Raw genomic sequence first — 16,042 nt, 5'->3', positions numbered from 1 at the left:
GGAAACCCGGGTGCTACCCCGGAGCATTCCGCCACCGCCCGATGCGCATCGCGCACGGCGGGCGCAGTTGCGGGCTTTTCGTCCCGGGGGAAGGACTTTGCCGCCCGGCGGGTTCCCCACGCGTCCTATCCCGGCGTGGAAGGCTGGATATCCGTGGATCGTTACGACCTGGTGGTGCTCGGCGGCGGCAGTGCCGGACTGACCGGCGCGCGCCTAGCCGCCCGGTTCGGCGCGCGGGTGCTGCTGGCCGAGCGCGGGCGCCTGGGCGGGGACTGCCTGTGGACCGGATGCGTGCCGAGCAAGGCCCTGCTGCACGCCGCCGCGCAGGTTCAGGCCGCGCGTGAGGCCGGGGACCTCGGCCTGGTTTCCGCGAGCGGGCCGGTGGACCTGGCGAAGGCGATGGCCCGGGTGAAAGCGGCCATCAGGCAGATCGAGCCGCACGACTCCGCGGAGGCACTCGCCACGGACGCAGTGGAGGTCGCCCGCGGCGAGGCTCACTTCACCGGCCCGCGCACCCTCCGGGTGGGCGCGCGGGAGGTGGGCTTCCGGTACGCGCTGATCGCCACCGGCGGTTCCCCCGCGCTCCCGCCGATTCCCGGACTCGCCGAAGCCCGGCCGCTGACCAGCGATACCGTGTGGGACCTGACTGAACTGCCCGGGCGGCTGGTGGTGCTCGGCGGCGGGCCGATCGGGTGCGAGCTGGGCCAGGCCTTCGCGCGGCTCGGTGCGAAGGTCACCATCGTCGAGGCGATGGACCGCCTGTTGCCGCGTGCGGAGCCGCGCGCGGCCGCGGTGCTGGCGGAGCGTCTGGCCACCGAGGGAGTCGAGGTACTCATCGGCGTAAAGGCCGAACGCGTCGATCACGACGCGCTGTATACGAACGTCGGGGTACTTTCGTACGACCGCCTGCTGGTGACCACCGGGCGCCGCGCGAACATCGAGGGCCTGGGCCTGAATGCGGCGGGGGTCCGGACCGACGAGCGTGGCGGGCTGCAGGTGGACGCGCGGCTGCGCACCAGCAACCGGCGGATCTACGCCGCCGGGGATGTCAGCGGCAGTTCCGCGTTCACCCACCTGGCAGGGGTCCAGGCGGCCACGGCGGTCAGCGCCATGCTGCTGGGCGTGCGTCGGCGGATCGACGAGCACGCAGTGCCGTCGGTGACGTTCACAGACCCGGAGGTCGCCCAGGTCGGCGTGACCGAACAGGAGGCACACGCACGGCACGGGCCCGTGCGGGTGCGCGATCTCGAGCACGAGCGCGTGGACCGTGCGGTCGCCGACGGGCGCACCGAGGGGTTCACCCGGCTCGTACTCGGGCGGCGTGGTCGGATCGTGGGGGCCACGGTGGTGGCTCCGCGCGCCGGGGAGACGATCGCGCATCTGGCCGCTGCGGTGCGCCACGGCTGGAGCGCCTCACAGTATGCTGCGACGATCCATCCCTACCCGACGTATGCGGACGGGCCGTGGAACGCCGCTCTCGCCGAGGCCGCGGACCGGCTCGCCGCCCCGGGCACCGGCCGCGTCGTCAGGTTCCTGCTCGGTGCGAGGCGGCGGTGGAACAGATGACCAGCATGACGCGTACGACGCGGTGGCGTTCCGGGCACTGACTGCGGCCGGTCCTCGAGGCTGCTGCGCCCGCGCTGCTGCGCCCGCGCTGGTGGGCCTGGGCCGGTGGGCCTGGGCCGGCGGCCTGGTCTGCGACGGCCGCAGGTCAGCGCTTCTTCGGCTCCTGCTCCGGCTCCCCCTCGATGGTGACCCCGTTCCAGAACGCGACGTGGTTCTTGATCCGGCGCGCGAGCGGCGAGGGATGCGGGTAGTACCAGGCGGCGTCCGGGTTGACGTTCCCGTCCACGGTGACGGTGTAGTAGTTGGCCAGGCCCTTCCACGGGCACAGGGTCCTGGTGCGGGACTTGGTGAAGTAGTCGAGGTTGACCGATTCGGGTGGGAAGTAGTGGTTGCCCTCCACTGTCTTCGTCCGCTCGGTTTCGGCCAGGACCCGCCCGTTCCAGATCGCGCGCATCACGGTTGCTCGTCCTCCTAAGGTCGTGTGTCCCCGGCGGGGCACGGCGGGGTGCGGTGCGGGCTGGAGCGCAGCGACTGCTTGATCAGGCGCAGGGCCTCGGCGTATCCGCTGCACGCGAAGCACACCGCCAGATGGGCGGCCACCCGCGCGCGGCGCATCCCGGTCAGCTCGCCGTCGACGTACGCCCCGACCAGGGCGTGCAGCCGCAGATGCTCGGCCCGCTGCCGGCATCCCTGCGCCATCCGATGCACGTTCACGACGAGGAAACCCGCTGACCCCGCTGTGGGATTCCGCCGGTCTCTCGTGGAATACGCGGTTCGGCGCGGCGGGTTTCCGCTGTCGTGGACCAATCCGCGGCTGCGGCCGACGAGCGGGCGCAGGCAGCGTTCGCACGGTACGTGCTGCCCGAGATCGAGGTGCTCTACCGGGTCGCGCTCTCGATCACCGCGCAGCCCGCGGACGCCGAGGACCTGGTACAGGACACACTGCTACGCGCCTACCGGGCCGTCGAGCGGTTCGACGGTACGCACGCGCGCGCCTGGCTGCTCACGATCCTGCGCAACACCGAGATCAATCGGCACCGTCGGCGGCGCCCCGACCTGCTCGACGACCCGGACGCGCAACTCGAGCGGCACGAGGGGCGGGGCCCGTTTTCCGCCCCAGCCCCGGGGCCGGAAGAACTGGTCGTGGAGCAGGTGTTCGACAAGGTGGTGGACGAGGCGCTCGCGGCGCTGCCGGTCAAGCACCGGCAGGTGGTGCAGCTGGTCGACATCGACGGGCTTACCTATGCGGAGGCGGCCACGTTGCTTGAAGTGCCGGAGGGAACCGTGATGAGCAGACTGCACAGGGCCCGCAAGCGGATACGTGACCGGCTGGCCGCGGCGGGGCTGGCGCCGACCAGGAGCGGACGGTGAGCGCGATGAGCGACCGAGCCCGGCGGATGCGGGAGATGCGCGAGTGCATGCACGTCGGCCCCAAACTCCAGGCGTATCTCGACGGCGAGGTCGACGACGCGACTGTCGAGCGGGTGGCCGCGCACCTGGAGTACTGCCGCAAGTGCGGCCTGGAGCTGGCCGCCTACCGCGCGATCAAACACGCGCTCGGTCAGCGGCAGCAGCCCGCCGACGACGCGCTCGCGCGGCTGCGCTCTTTCGGCGAGCAACTCGCAGCCACCGGCCCGGAACCACCCGCAGACGCCTAGTTCCAGCGTGCCCTCTTCCACCGCACACTCGCATGCGTGCCCGTGACCCGGAACTGATCCGGGTCACGGGCACGCACCGTACGGTCAGGACCCGCTGCGGGTCTGCCGGACGGCGAGTAGAACGCCTGCGATCATGCCGAAGATCAGGTGCTCGACGAGGAAGGTGCCGTAGCCGACCATCGAGGCCATGTGCGTGATCTGGTCTCCGGAGGAGAGGACCGAGGCGACGATCGGCAGCAGCACCCAGGAGCTGAGCGCGAACGCCACCGCGCCCCAGACCGTCCCGGCCGCCACCAGCATCGGGGCCGAGATGCGGCGCATGGAGACGAGCAGCGCGAGGATCGCGCCGTACATCGCCCCGACCATCATGTGGACGAGCGCGCCGAGCAGCGCCGGGCCGAGGCTGAAGTAGAACGCCCCGCCCATCATCGCGTGCTGCATCGAGGCCATCAGCGCGTTCGTGGATATCAACGTGGAGGCGATGTGGTAGAGCGGGGTGAAGAAGCCGTGGTGCCGGTAGGTCGCCGAGGCGATCATCGCGTACATCGCCATCATCAGCGATCCGATCACGCCGGCGATCGCGCCCGTGACCACGGTGCCGGCCACGTGCGCCGAGTCTGCACGCGTAAGTATGTGCGGGTGTGAAGCGGCCGTACTCAAGATTTTCCTCCAAGGGGGCGAAGACACCGGCGGCTCCCGCGCGCCGTGTGCGCGCCTGCCGGTCAGGAAGGGAACCCGGTGACCGCCTCGGAGAAGTCCACTTCTCCGCACGACTTCCGCGAGACTCCACTGCCGGGTGCGCCCCGGACCGGGTTACCCGGCCCGGATCAGCAGGCGGCGGATCGGGATGGGAACGCCGGCCCGAACCAGTCTCAGGGCACTGATCAGCCGCAGGGCTCGCCGCCGGGCGCGCGGGGTGAGGCCGGGCAGGTAGAGGGAGTCGAGCAGCAGCCCGGCCTGCTCGCCGGTGCGCAGCGGGTAGGTGAAGGTGCGCTGGTCGTCGTCGAGCAGCGCGAATCCGTGGCGGGCGAGCAGTTCTCGCGGGTCGCGCAGGGCGGCGGTGTTCGGGCTCTGCCACGCCGGGTCGCCGGTCAGGAGGCGGGCCGTGACGAGTGCGATCGCGCGCGGGATCCGGCCGGGCGTGCCGGGGACGGTGGCCAGCAGCAGCCCGCCGGGGCACAACACGCGGTGGATCTCGTCGAGGATCACATCGAGCGGCTGGAGGATCATCAGAGCCATGGAGCAGGTGACCGCGTCGATGCTGGAGTCGGCGATCGGCATCAGGGCTGCGTCCGCCCGCACGAGCCTGTCGACGCCCGCGGCGCGCCCCGCGGCGAGTTCGGCCGGGGACCGGTCCACGCCCGCGTAGTCGACCGCCGGGCCGAGGGCAGCGCGCATGGGTGCGCTGCCGCACGCGAGGTCCAGCACTCTCCCATGCTCCGGCGCGGCGTGGGCGAGCCACTGGTACGCGGTCATCCCGTTGACCCGGGCGCGTTCGAGTACGGCCTCGGTGATGCCGGGGTGGCGTTGATGGAAGGCGCGTAGGTAGGCCTGGCTGATCACCGCGCGCGCAGCCACGGGAACCTGCGCTTGGTCTGGGCGGGCAACTGCCCGGGGGCGTGCTCGGAGACCGCGGCGCGCACGCGAGCGGCGGACGGATTGACCATGGCGTGCCCGGCGACCACGACGGTGGGCACGGTCTCGTTGCCGCCGGCGACCGAGCGCACGAATGCGGCGGCCTGCGGGTCCTGCCAGATGTCGATCTCCCGGTAGCGCAGATGGGAGGCGTTCAGGCCGCGACGCAGCCTGCTGCAATAGGGGCAGCCTGGGCGTGTGTAGAGGGTGACGGCGGGTTCGGTCTCGCTCATCGCGGGGACATCCCCTTCCTGTAGGGCGGGTTCGCGGGGGTCAGATGGCGCAGTGGACGGGGCGGGGCAGGCTGGCGTCGGCCAGGCGCGCGGTCAGGAACCGCTCGGTGATCAGGCGTTTGCCCTCGGCGAGCGAAGCGCCCGCGGGGGCCAGGTGCATGTCCGGGCTGGTGGCCAGGTCGGCGCCGGCGGGGTGCCAGTGCAGGCCGTCCGCGCTCACGGTCAGCTCGGGGATGCTCGCGTCGGCCTGGATCTCCCGGCCTTCCCGGGAGAAACCACGGCGCAGCAGGGGCCTGACGGCGAAGTGGGCAGGGGGCAGGCCGAGCCCGGCGAGCAGGTCGGCCACCTGGCCGATCTCGCCGGTGTTCTCCGGGGTCTCGGTCAGTGCGACGCGCGGGGGCAGGCCGAGCTCGATCAGCTGCCTGATTCCCGCGAGGGTGCGGGCGTGCGAGCCCCGGCCGCGGTGCGCGTCGTGTGTCTCCGGACGTGCGCCGTCGAGCGAGGTCTGAATCATGAGTTTGCGATCGGCGAGGTCCGCGAGCCCGGCGAGGCGCCGGGTTCCGGTGAGCATCGCGTTGGTGAGCACCACGGTGGGCAGGGCACGGCTGGCCGCATCGAGCAGTTCCATGATCTGTGGGTGCAGGAACGGCTCGCCCCCGGTCAGATACAGTTCGGCGAAGCCCTCGCGCACCGCCTCATCGACCAGGCTTGTGAACGCCTCCGGGCCGATGGTGCGGGGCTCGGCCCGCGCGGAGGAGGCCACCGCGCAGTAGTCGCAGCGCAGGTTGCAGTGGAAGTTGGTGTAGATCCACAGCCGGGCGGGGAAATACGGCGAGCCGAACAGCCCGATGACCGGGCGCTCGTCCTCGGCCACTGTCTCAGGGTCGCCCCAACTGCCGCCGGAGGGGGTGAACGAGGTTGGCAAGGCGCTGCGATAGAGGTGGTAGCGGCCGCGGGAGCGCTCACGCGGGGGCAGGGACTCGAGGCAGGTGGTCCACCAGCCGGTCTCGATGGTCTCCACGAACGCCTCGGGCAGCCCGGCGTCGCGCATGGACTCCGCCTGGGCGCGCCAGTCGTAGGCGAGCGGGACAAGTTCGGCCCGCGGGTGCCCGTCGTCGAGGTCGAGCATCGCGTAACGGACCTCGCGTCGCCCGTCGTTGGCGGGCTTGCCGAGCACCCCGACGTTCACCGTGAGCGCGTCGCCGATCCGCCGGATCCACGGAAGGCCGCTGTGCGTGCACAGGATCACCTCGGCGCCGCTGGACTCGGCGCGCCGTCGGTGTTCGTGCTCGGGCAGGGATTCCCACCAGAAGTCGTTGAGCGCCAGCGGGGAGCCGTGCACCAGGTGCACGTCGCGGCCACGCAACGTCAGCCGCCGCTCGGTGGGCAAGGCGCCCATCCAGGCGGCGAACTGCCGGCTCGTGTGCGTGAGGGTGTGGTCGTAGATCAGCTGCGCGTAAGCGTTGTCGCGCGGATCGCGGTAGCCGCAGCCGCAGTCCGCATCGGCGCGGGCGATGGCCACGTCGTAGTTCCCTGCGATGCATTCGATACCCGCGTCCTTGATGATCGGCCACAGGGCGTCGACCTCGGCGCCGAACCCGCCCAGGTCCCCGAGGCAGAACAGGCGCTCGGCGCCACGCGCCGTCGCGTCGGCGACGAATGCGCGCAGGGCGTAGGGGTTGCCGTAGGGGCCTCCGGAAACCGCGATCCGCATGAGGGCGACTCCAAGTGCTGATGTCAGGCCCCGGCGGCTGCCGGGGCGGGTACGGGGACGAGCGATTCGAGCGGGCGGCCCGCCGCCTCCTGGCCGCCGCGCAGCGCGTACAGGCCGATGGCGCCGACCCCGATCAGCCAGAATCCGATGACCAGCAGGTAGGAGGCGGTGGCGCCGAGCCGGGTGGCCAGGTCGGGCAACAGCAGCGTGCCGACGATCGCGCCGATCCGCCCGACGCTCACAGACACCCCGATCCCGGCACCTCGCAGGTGCGTGGGGAACAGTTCGGTGAACGTCGGATACGCCGAGGTCCACGCCGCGGTCGCGGCGCCGTTGGAGACCACGAACGCCGCGGTCACCCAGGCGGCCGAGCCGGTGGCCGTCGCCCAGGCCAGCAGCCCGACCCCGGCCGCCGCGGCCAGGTACGCGCCCGCGACCGTGCCGCGCCGCCCGGCCCGGTCCAGCAGCAGGCTCGCGATCAACCCGCCGGCCAGCGCGCCGAGGTTGCCGAGGATGTAGAAGAACGGAATCTGCGCCGTACGGATGTGCACCTTCGTCAGAACGACCACCGAGAGCAGCGCGAAGATGCCGTAGTAGCCGAACGCCTCGGCCAGATCGAGCGCCGCCCCCAGCGCCAGGCGCCCGGGATGCCGGCGCACCAGTTCGCGTAGCGCCGTGGTCACCGGCAACTGCGGTGGTGGTGGTGCCGGTGCCGGGCCAAGCACGCCGGTCACCGCACTCTGTCTCACCTCGTGGGCGGGCTCAGCGGATTCGAGGTCTGCGACGATGCGTTCGGCCTCCTCGACGCGGCCGTGGGAGGCGAGCCAGCGCGGGGATTCCGGGATGCGGCGGCGATAGTACAGTACGACCAGCGCCAGCAGACCGCCGAGGACGAACAGGTACCGCCAGGAGGTCGCGCTCGCCAGCGCGAACGTGTCGAGCAGCAGGTAGGCCAGCAGCGCGGCGAGGATCGCGCCGAGCGGCCAGAAGTTCATCACCGCCACCGCTGCCTTACCGCGCACCCGGGCCGGCATGAACTCCGCGATGGCCGCGTTCACGATCGCGTACTCCGCGCCCACACCGAGCGCGGCGAGGAATCTGAGGGCGTACACGGCGGCGAGGTCCGGACTCAGGCCGGTGAGAACCGTGAATCCGGCGTACCACAGCAGGGTGAGCACGAACATGCGCCGCCGCCCGAACCGGTCCGTGAGCGCTCCGCCGGCCAGCGCGCCCAGAAGTATCCCGCCGAGCCACACCGCGAGCACCGCGTCCCGCTCGAACACACTGGCATGGAAGTGGTCGCCGAGCGGGCCGATGGCGTTGGAGAACAGCTGCACCTCGAAGGAGTCGAACATCCACCCGGCGCCCAACGCCAGCAGGATCACGGTGTGCCGGCGGCCGAAGCGCAGCCGGTCGAGCCGCGCGCCGAGGGCGGACGGCGGCGGTGTGCGCGGAGTCTCAGTCAACGGATACACCTTCTCGGGCGCCGGGGGAGCCGGGCATGGGGGCGGTGCGGGACCGGGTGCGCGCCCGCGGGCGTAGTCGGGGCGGGCCGGCGCGATAGAGCGCGGCGAGCCGCGCGGGATCGACTCCAGCGAGATACAGGACCTTGATGACCTGCATGAAGGCGATCATCCGCCAGGTGCCGTGTGCCTCGAAGCGCCGGGCCGAGGCCGTGGACGTGGCGGTCAGCACGGCGAGCCGTCCGGCACGGTGTATCCGGCGGGAGAAGGCGAAGTCCTCCATCAGCGGGTAGTCGGGAAATCCGCCGAGTGCGGCGTACACGTCGCGGCGTACGAACATCGCCTGGTCGCCGAAGATCTGCCCGAGGCGGCGGGCGCGATGGTTCGAGGACCATGCCAGGAAACGCAGCGCCCTGGTATCGCGGTCGAAGCGCAGCGACAGGCCGCCGCCGGCCACCGCCGGTTCGAGCAGCGCCGCCCGGATCTGTCCGAGCGCCCGGGGATCGACGATCGTGTCGGCGTGGATGAACCACAGCACCTCGCCGCGGGCGACGGCCGCGCCGGCCCGCAGTTGGCGCCCGCGGCCCCGCTCGCAGTCGATCACGTGGGCGTGCGGCCGGGCGAGGTCGGCGGTGCCGTCGGTGCTGCCGCCGTCGGCCACGATCAGTTCCGCGTCGGGGAAGTCCCGCCGCAGCCGCGCAAGGGACGCGGCGATCCGCGGCGCCTCGTTCAGCGTCGGCACGATGATCGAGACCGCTGGTCGGGTCTCGATCACGGCCCGGCCGCCTGGGTGCGCGAGGGGACCAGGGCGTGGGCGATCTCGGGCGGTAACGCGGGATCGCGGATCAGTGCGGTCGCGTCCTCGGGGGTGTCGAGATCGCGCAGCGTCGGCAATTGCGTGACGCAGCCCGGCAGTCGGCGCAGCCGCGCCATCGTCGTCGCCGCTACATGCTCGCCGCCCCAGAGCGCCGGGTCGATGGCGAAGACGTCCGGTGCGGGCCAGCGCACGCCCAGCAGGTAGTAGCCGCCGTCGAGGGCCGGACCGATCACGGATGCGGGCGCCGTTTCCAGCGCGGCGAAGGCCTGATCGAGCAGGCCGGCGGTCAAGGCCGGGGCGTCGGTGCCGATCACGACCAGCGGTCCGCCGTCCGGCAGCGCGTCCGCGGCCGCGGTCGTCATCCGCTCACCCAGGTGCCCGTCGCGCTGCGGGACCGCCTTGAGGGCGCCGAGGCCGTCGATCAGCCGGCTGATCTCGCTGTGCGCATCCGGCGGATCGAAGGCCAGCACGACGCGGCGGCCGGTGGCCAGGGCCGTGGCGAGCGTGTGGCGCGACAGCGCCGCCTGGAGCCGGGCGCAGCCCTCCGGTCCGAGCAGCGGATGCAGCCGGGTCTTGGCCAGGCCGGGCAGAGGGGCCTTGGCCATCACCAGAATCGTCGCGTCCCCGGTCATGACGCGAACCGGTAGACGATCCCGGCAGGCGCGAGCGCGTCCGCCTTCGCCTTGTGCGCGAGGTGGTTCGACAATCGCGCGTGCCCGCGCCCGTAGCGTGTGGTGATCGTGCGGGGAACCGTGCCGGTCAGGCCCGGCCATTCGTAGCCGTCCGATCCGCTGATCACACCTACCCGCATCAGCGCCTCCACCTCGTCATCGTGGGTCATCGGATCCTTTTCTAGTTTCGCCGAGCGCGTACCTCGACGATCGGCAGCAGCCGGCGCAGCGCGGCGTTCTCGCCAGGATCGAGCACGCTGTGCTGCACGCACGCGGGCACGAGCGTGCCGTCCTGCGGATGGGCCATCGCGTAGTGGCAGGCCGAGAGCCGCTCCTGGGTCTCCTTGATGCGCGGGTCCTCGCTTCTCTCGCCGCGTTCCATCAGCCGCCAGGCCTCGGCCACATCCTCGGCGTCCATGAACCGATGCATTACGTAGCTGGTCGGACGCAGCCGCGGATGGCGCAGCAGTCGCCCGACTCCCGCGCGGCGCACCGTGCGCCCGAGCCATCCGGCCGCGACGGCGAGGACCGTCGGATGCTGCGCCACCACCCGGGAAAGCTGCGCGAGCAGCAGGGGCGTCGGCGTGCCGGAGAAGTTGACCTCGCCGAGGTGCCGGTAGAAGGCGTCACGCACCGCCAAGTCACGGGCGTCGTCGCCGTCGAGCACCGGGATGTAGCGCTCGCCGACGTAGAACCCGTAGGCGACCCGGTTGCAGCGCACATCCCCGTGCTCGATGATCCGGTAGTCCAGCCGCGTCCCGACGCCGCGCTCGATCTCGCCCCACACCGCGTCACCGTCCACGTCCCGGTACGCCTCGTGCCAGCGCCGCTCGTCGCCGATGAACGCCGCGGGCTGGAACGAGAACATCCCGTAGCCCATGCCGCGCGTCGCCCGGATCACCTCGGCGACCTGGTCGAGGTTCGCGGGGGTGACCGTCATGTTGTGCGCCGCGAACGTGCGCACCCCGCACTCGCGGCGCAGTCGGCGCAGCTTCGCGGTGAACGCGGCCCGATACGGGTTGAGTGAGGCCTCGTCCGGCGGGCGTTCGATGCCGCGGCGACCGAACATGAACATGTCGAAGTGCGCGGCGAACGACAGGCGGCGCAACCGGCGGTGCCCGTCCGGGCCCAGCGCGAGCCGGCGCAGGTAGTCGTAGTCCACGTCGCCGTGGGTGAAGCTCATCGGCTCCCGCCCGTGCCGACGCATGATCTCGAGCGCCGCCGCGTGATCGTCCGGGTCGAGCAGGGTGACCTCGCCGCCGATCAACTGCGCGTGCGCGCGCGGGCCGCGCAACCGGCGCAGCAGCCGCATCTGCGCCTCGACGTTCTCCCGGGTGTGCGCCCCGTCCACCCGCACCCGGTTCGCATCCCGCGAGTGATAGCACGGGGTGCAGGCGAGATTGCACTTGGGGAACACCCCGTGCGTGCCCTCGCAACCCACCGCGTGCCGCCCGAGGACCTGCCCGGGCGTCTTGACGTGCTCGGGCAGGCCCGCCCAACGCGCGCGCAGCGCGGCGGCGAACTGCGCGTCGCCCGGCCTGCTCACCTGCTCGAGTCGACGCAGCGCCGAGACAAGACCGCGCACCATCACCGCTCCCTACGCCACTCACCTCACCGCGGCCCGGACCTCGAGCCGGACAGGGAACCCGGCGAGCTTCGGGATCATTCCACCTTCACCCGCCGTCGTCGCGGAACCACCGCATTCCGCAGATCCCCCGCCGGACGCTGCGCGCGGGGAGTTGGGGAAAGCTCGTGCGCATCAATGGAATGGCCGTATCGGGAAGCGGGTTCCCTCGCCGTCATATCGTCACGACTCTGCGAAAGGCATGTGATGGCACTGACGACCGTCTCAACCAGGAGCCGAAGAGGCACCGGTGTGCGCCTGGCCGCTGTTCTCGCAGCCGGCTCCCTCACCACCGCCGTCTTCCCCCCGACCGCCCACGCCGCGGCATCGGGCACCTGGAGCGACACCGGCTCCCTCGCCACAGCCCGTGAGTTCCACACCGCCTCCCTGCTCGGCAATGGCGAGGTGCTGGTCGCCGGCGGATACAACAGCTCAGCGGTCCTGACGAGCGCGGAGCTGTACAACCCGGCCACCGGCACCTGGAGCAGGACGGGCAGCCTGTCCACACCCCGGTACGCGGCCACCTCCACGACCCTCGCCGACGGCCGGGTCCTGGTGGCCGGCGGCCGCAACGGCTACGCCGGTGGCGAGCAGACCTCGACCGAGCTCTACAACCCGGCGACCGGGAAGTGGTCGCCGGGAGCGTCGATGGCCTACCCCCGGGCCGAGGACCTGGCCGTGCGACTGGGTGACGGCCGGGTCCTGGTCGCCGGGCAGCGCAACGTCGCCGTCCAGGGCGATGCCACACCCACCGCGGAGGTGTACGACCCCAAGCAGAATCGGTGGACCACCACGGGACCGACCGGGGTCTCCAGCGGATGCTGCAACCCGCGGGGCGTCCTGCTGCCCGACGGCCGGGTGCTGACCACGCTGGGAACCTCCAGCCTGTGGACTGCGGGCGGCGGCGGCCCGACGATCTTCAACCCCGCCACGCAATCCTGGTCCCGGCTGCCCGCCGCCCCGGTGTTCCTGGGCGACGGCCCGCAGATATCGCTGCTGCCCTCCGGGAACGTGCTCTTCGCGGGAGGGTGGGAGAGCGACGGCTGGAGCAGCACCTGGCCGACCAACGTCGTCGAAGAACTCAACCCCGTGACCGGAACCTGGACCGTTCGACAGTCCACGAACTTCACCAGCTTCTACACCGGGCAGAGCCTGACCACCCTGGCCGACGGACGAGCCCTGGCCTCCGGCGGCGCGAGCGCCACCGACAACGACGAGGTGTACGACCCGACCACCGCCACCTGGAGCATCGTGGGGGGACAGAACCGCGCCGACGCGACGGTGACCCTCCTGGCCGACGGACGGGTCCTGACCGCCGGGGGGATCGCCTACGGCAGCGACTCCGGCGTCCTTGGCACGGCGCAGATCTTCCAGCCGTAGGGCCCACTCGGCGGCTGCCGTGGCAGCCACCGTGACAGCCGCCGTGACAGCCGCCGTGACACGGCGCCGGACCGATGATCAAGGATCGGTCAGCGGCCGAGCCACGGCGGTGCGGTTTCGGCCGAGTGGCCAAACCAGGGGCGCCGAACGGTGACTTGCCCTGCCCGGGAGCGGTGGGTGCACCTCAAGGTCCTCGACGATAAGCGCGAGCGGGCGTTCGGAACCACGCACCGGCCCCGCGGCCTGGGCCTGACCCTGGGCGCGTCGGCGGTCATGTCCGCCGGACTCGTCACCTTGCCGCGATGGACATGACTTTCCGGTGCCTGGTCAATAACCCAGCTCGTGCAGCCGCTCGTCATCGATCCCGAAGTGATGTCCGACCTCGTGCACCACGGTCTTCGTCACCTCGACGACGACGTCCTCCCGCGTGCGGCAGATGCGCAGGATGGAGAGCCGGAAGATGGTGATCCGGTCCGGCTGCACCCATGCGTACCACTCGCCGCGTGCGGTCAGCGGCACGCCCTCGTACAGCCCGAGCAGTGCCGGTTGCCCGGGCGGGCTCTCGTCCTCGATGAACACGGCGACGTTGCGCATCGCCCGCTTGAGGTCGCGCGGGATGCCGCGCAGTGCCTCCTCGACCAGTTCCTCGAACTCGTCGGCGGAAACGTCCACCATAGTGGCCTCCGATTCGGCTGCCCCCACCCGCAATCATCACGTCGTGTTCTCGGCCACGGTATTCCGCGCCGCCGTGCCACGACACGCACACGACGCCGGCCGGCCCGCACTGCAACCACTTTCCGCTACAAGCGGGAGAGAGCCCTCCGGGCGGCCCGCGTGAGCGACCGGCCCGCGCAACGGCGTCGGCCCGGGTGACCGACGGAACATCGGTCACCCGGGCCGACCTGTGCCCTGGTGTATCAGCTGCTTCAGCGCATCAGCGCGCTTTCGGGTAGTGCGCCTTACTTCAGCTCGCGGTGCAGGTGAGCGTCGGATTGGCGTTGGCACCTGAGTAGCTGGCCTGGAATCCGAACTGGGTGTTCGCTCCCGGGGCGATGGCGCCGTTGTAGCTCATGTTCGTGGCGGTCTCGCCTTGGCCGCTCTGCTGGTTGGCCGCGTTCCACATGTTGGTGACCTGCTGGTTGCCGCCCCACGTCCAGGTGACCTTCCAGGACTTGGTGGTCGTGCTTCCGGTGTTGGTCACCGTGACGTTGGCGGTGAAGCCGTTGCCCCAGTCACTGGTGTTCTGGAACGTGGCCGTGCAGCCGCCGCCACCGGTGTTGCCCGCCGACGTCGTGGTGGAGACGGCGGAGGAAGGCGTCGACACGTTGCCCGCGGCGTCGTATGCCGCCACGGTGTACGAGTACTGCGTTGACGCGGTCAGGCCGGTGTCGGTGTACGAGGTGCCGGTCGCGGTGCCGACCTGCGTGCCGTTGCGGTAGATGCGGTAACCGGTCACGCCCACGTTGTCCGTGGACGGCGACCAGGACAGCGAGACGCTGCTGCTGGTCACGCCGCTGGCGACCACGTTGGTCGGCGTGGACGGCGGCGTCGTGTCACCGGCTCCCGCCGACGTCGTGGTGGAGACGGCGGAGGAAGGCGTCGACACGTTGCCCGCGGCGTCGTATGCCGCCACGGTGTACGAGTACTGCGTTGACGCGGTCAGGCCGGTGTCGGTGTACGAGGTGCTGGTCGCGGTGCCGACCTGCGTGCCGTTGCGGTAGATGCGGTAACCGGTCACGCCCACGTTGTCCGTGGACGGCGACCAGGACAGCGAGACGCTGCTGCTGGTCACGCCGCTGGCGACCACGTTGGTCGGCGTGGACGGCGGCGTCGTGTCACCGGCTCCCGCCGACGTCGTGGTGGAGACGGCGGAGGAAGGCGTCGACACGTTGCCCGCGGCGTCGTATGCCGCCACGGTGTACGAGTACTGCGTTGACGCGGTCAGGCCGGTGTCGGTGTACGAGGTGCTGGTCGCGGTGCCGACCTGCGTGCCGTTGCGGTAGATGCGGTAACCGGTCACGCCCACGTTGTCCGTGGACGGCGACCAGGACAGCGAGACGCTGCTGCTGGTCACGCCGCTGGCGACCACGTTGGTCGGCGTGGACGGCGGCGTCGTGTCACCGCCGCCGCCGGCGGTCGCGTTGAACGAGTAGCTGTTGGTGGCCAGGCCCTGGCCGCCCTGCCAGATCTCGAAGCCGACCTCGGAGTCGATCAGGTAGTTCGACGCGTTCAGCGAGCCGCGGGAGACCGCATCGTTGATCAGGGCCTTGATGTCAAGGTTATTGAACGAGGTGCCGCCCGGGTTCAGCACGTAGGAGATGATCTTCCACGAGGTCTGGTTGCCGGTCCACACGTTCCAGTTGTAACCCGCCACGTTCGCGGTGGCGGTCTGGCTGCCGAACGGCTGCACGCCGCCGCGGCTGTTGAGCCAGATCATCATCTCCGTGCCGTCCGGCTGGCCGGTGGTGGTCGGCGTGGAGTTGAACCAGATGTCGTACGCCACGTCGTAAGCGCCCGACGCCGGCTGCGTCGTGGACCACGAACTGGTGGCGCTGCCGAGTTTGCTCACCTGGATCGGCAGACCGCTGTTGGGCGTGCACAGACCCCAGTGGCAGCCCTTGTAGATGGACGGGTATGTCGCGGGCGCGCCGGAACCGGTCAGGTTGAAGTTCGCGGTGCTCACGTTCCACGCGGTGCCACCGGTGTAGGTGATGCACTGCGTCGCCGTCGAGTTCCACTCGTTGGCCTGGATCATGTAGTCGCCGGCCGGAATCGTGCCGGTGGGGTCACAGGTGCTCGTGCCGCTGCTGGACGCCTGAGTCGTCGCGGTCACCGCGGTCGAAGCCGTCGAGAGGTTCCCCGCGGCGTCGTGCGCCTTGATCGTGTACGAGTACTGCGTCGACGCGGTCAGCCCGGAGTCGGTGAAGCTGGTCGTGGTGGACGTACCGGCCAGCGTGGTGCCGCGGTAGATGTCGTAGCCGGTCACGCCGACGTTGTCGGTCGAGGCGGTCCAGGACAGCGCGACGCTGCTCGTGGTGGTTCCCGTGACGGTGACGCCGGACGGCGCGGACGGCGGGGTGGTGTCGCCGCTGCTGCCGCCGATCGGCGGGTAGGCGTTGGCGACCAGCTGCTGGAACTGCGCGGCGAACCACTGGCCGGCGGGGACGTTGTAGCCGGGGATGGCGTCGGTCGGGTAGGTGCCGCCGTTGCCGTCGCTCTGGGTGCCGTTCGGGTCGCAGTGCGGGTCGCCGTGCGTGTGCGTGGCGGTCGGGTAGTCGCCG

The 16,042-nt window shown here is 71.2% G+C and carries 17 protein-coding genes; 4 read left to right on the top strand and 13 right to left on the bottom strand.

All coding sequences use genetic code 11. From position 1 onward, the window contains the following. Nucleotides 1–153 precede the first annotated feature (153 nt). Nucleotides 154–1,566, top strand: a complete 1,413-nt coding sequence (locus tag KGA66_RS10900) for a dihydrolipoyl dehydrogenase family protein (protein WP_211467362.1) — start codon at nucleotides 154–156, stop codon at nucleotides 1,564–1,566. Between the two features lie 145 nt (nucleotides 1,567–1,711). Here KGA66_RS10900 and KGA66_RS10895 read toward each other — a convergent pair whose 3' ends face one another. Both KGA66_RS10895 and KGA66_RS30935 read right to left on the bottom strand, forming a co-directional pair. Further along, nucleotides 1,712–2,023 (bottom strand): DUF427 domain-containing protein, encoded by a 312-nt coding sequence (locus tag KGA66_RS10895; RefSeq protein ID WP_369015849.1) that lies wholly within the window; start codon nucleotides 2,021–2,023, stop codon nucleotides 1,712–1,714. 14 nt (nucleotides 2,024–2,037) lie between these two features. Further along, a complete protein-coding gene (locus tag KGA66_RS30935; RefSeq protein WP_211467359.1) occupies nucleotides 2,038–2,280 on the bottom strand; it encodes an anti-sigma factor family protein in 243 nt (80 codons plus the stop codon). Between the two features lie 84 nt (nucleotides 2,281–2,364). Here KGA66_RS30935 and KGA66_RS10885 point away from each other — a divergent pair, with 84 nt between their 5' ends. Continuing rightward, nucleotides 2,365–2,937 carry an RNA polymerase sigma factor gene (locus tag KGA66_RS10885; protein ID WP_211467357.1) on the top strand — a complete coding sequence of 191 codons (573 nt, stop codon included), beginning with the start codon at nucleotides 2,365–2,367 and terminating at the stop codon, nucleotides 2,935–2,937. A 5-nt stretch (nucleotides 2,938–2,942) separates the two neighbouring features. Continuing rightward, entirely contained in the window at nucleotides 2,943–3,224 is a 282-nt protein-coding gene (locus KGA66_RS10880; RefSeq protein WP_211467356.1) for an anti-sigma factor family protein, read from the top strand. An 84-nt stretch (nucleotides 3,225–3,308) separates the two neighbouring features. Here the strand turns inward: KGA66_RS10880 and KGA66_RS10875 are convergent, their stop codons facing one another. From KGA66_RS10875 to KGA66_RS10835, 9 genes are all read right to left on the bottom strand, one after another. Continuing rightward, entirely contained in the window at nucleotides 3,309–3,830 is a 522-nt protein-coding gene (locus KGA66_RS10875; RefSeq protein WP_211467354.1) for a hypothetical protein, read from the bottom strand. A gap of 207 nt (nucleotides 3,831–4,037) precedes the next feature. Continuing rightward, on the bottom strand, nucleotides 4,038–4,802 hold the full coding sequence (locus KGA66_RS10870) for a class I SAM-dependent methyltransferase (protein ID WP_211467352.1): 765 nt from the start codon (nucleotides 4,800–4,802) through the stop codon (nucleotides 4,038–4,040). Continuing rightward, entirely contained in the window at nucleotides 4,784–5,092 is a 309-nt protein-coding gene (locus KGA66_RS10865; protein WP_211467351.1) for a mycoredoxin, read from the bottom strand. Before KGA66_RS10865 ends, KGA66_RS10870 begins: the two co-directional genes overlap by 19 nt. A gap of 40 nt (nucleotides 5,093–5,132) precedes the next feature. Next, on the bottom strand, nucleotides 5,133–6,806 hold the full coding sequence (locus KGA66_RS10860; RefSeq protein ID WP_211467350.1) for a radical SAM protein: 1,674 nt from the start codon (nucleotides 6,804–6,806) through the stop codon (nucleotides 5,133–5,135). 23 nt (nucleotides 6,807–6,829) lie between these two features. After that, nucleotides 6,830–8,272, bottom strand: coding sequence for an MFS transporter (locus KGA66_RS10855; RefSeq protein WP_211467349.1), 1,443 nt, complete (start codon nucleotides 8,270–8,272; stop codon nucleotides 6,830–6,832). Continuing rightward, the gene (locus KGA66_RS10850; protein ID WP_211467348.1) at nucleotides 8,265–9,044 is read right to left on the bottom strand and encodes a TIGR04283 family arsenosugar biosynthesis glycosyltransferase; all 780 of its coding nucleotides are present in this window, start codon (nucleotides 9,042–9,044) and stop codon (nucleotides 8,265–8,267) included. Before KGA66_RS10850 ends, KGA66_RS10855 begins: the two co-directional genes overlap by 8 nt. Continuing rightward, nucleotides 9,041–9,691, bottom strand: a complete 651-nt coding sequence (locus KGA66_RS10845; RefSeq protein ID WP_211467347.1) for a TIGR04282 family arsenosugar biosynthesis glycosyltransferase — start codon at nucleotides 9,689–9,691, stop codon at nucleotides 9,041–9,043. The genes KGA66_RS10850 and KGA66_RS10845 overlap by 4 nt, the downstream gene beginning before the upstream one ends. Nucleotides 9,692–9,714: 23 nt before the next feature. After that, nucleotides 9,715–9,927, bottom strand: coding sequence for a hypothetical protein (locus KGA66_RS10840; RefSeq protein WP_211467346.1), 213 nt, complete (start codon nucleotides 9,925–9,927; stop codon nucleotides 9,715–9,717). An 11-nt stretch (nucleotides 9,928–9,938) separates the two neighbouring features. Further along, complete coding sequence (locus KGA66_RS10835; RefSeq protein WP_211467345.1) at nucleotides 9,939–11,345, bottom strand: hypothetical protein; 1,407 nt, start codon at nucleotides 11,343–11,345, stop codon at nucleotides 9,939–9,941. Nucleotides 11,346–11,633: 288 nt separating this feature from the next. Here KGA66_RS10835 and KGA66_RS10830 point away from each other — a divergent pair, with 288 nt between their 5' ends. Next, nucleotides 11,634–12,761, top strand: coding sequence for a Kelch repeat-containing protein (locus KGA66_RS10830; protein WP_211467344.1), 1,128 nt, complete (start codon nucleotides 11,634–11,636; stop codon nucleotides 12,759–12,761). A gap of 327 nt (nucleotides 12,762–13,088) precedes the next feature. Here KGA66_RS10830 and KGA66_RS10825 read toward each other — a convergent pair whose 3' ends face one another. After that, a complete protein-coding gene (locus KGA66_RS10825; protein WP_211467343.1) occupies nucleotides 13,089–13,436 on the bottom strand; it encodes a metallopeptidase family protein in 348 nt (115 codons plus the stop codon). 289 nt (nucleotides 13,437–13,725) lie between these two features. Beyond that, nucleotides 13,726–16,042: fibronectin type III domain-containing protein (locus KGA66_RS30930; RefSeq protein ID WP_211467342.1), on the bottom strand; the 2,317-nt coding region annotated here is incomplete at its 5' end.

Origin of the sequence: Actinocrinis puniceicyclus, from assembly GCF_018283645.1 — a bacterium.
GTDB classification, from domain to species: Bacteria; Actinomycetota; Actinomycetes; order Streptomycetales; family Catenulisporaceae; genus Actinocrinis; species Actinocrinis puniceicyclus.
This window is presented reverse-complemented; position numbering and strand designations above follow the sequence as displayed.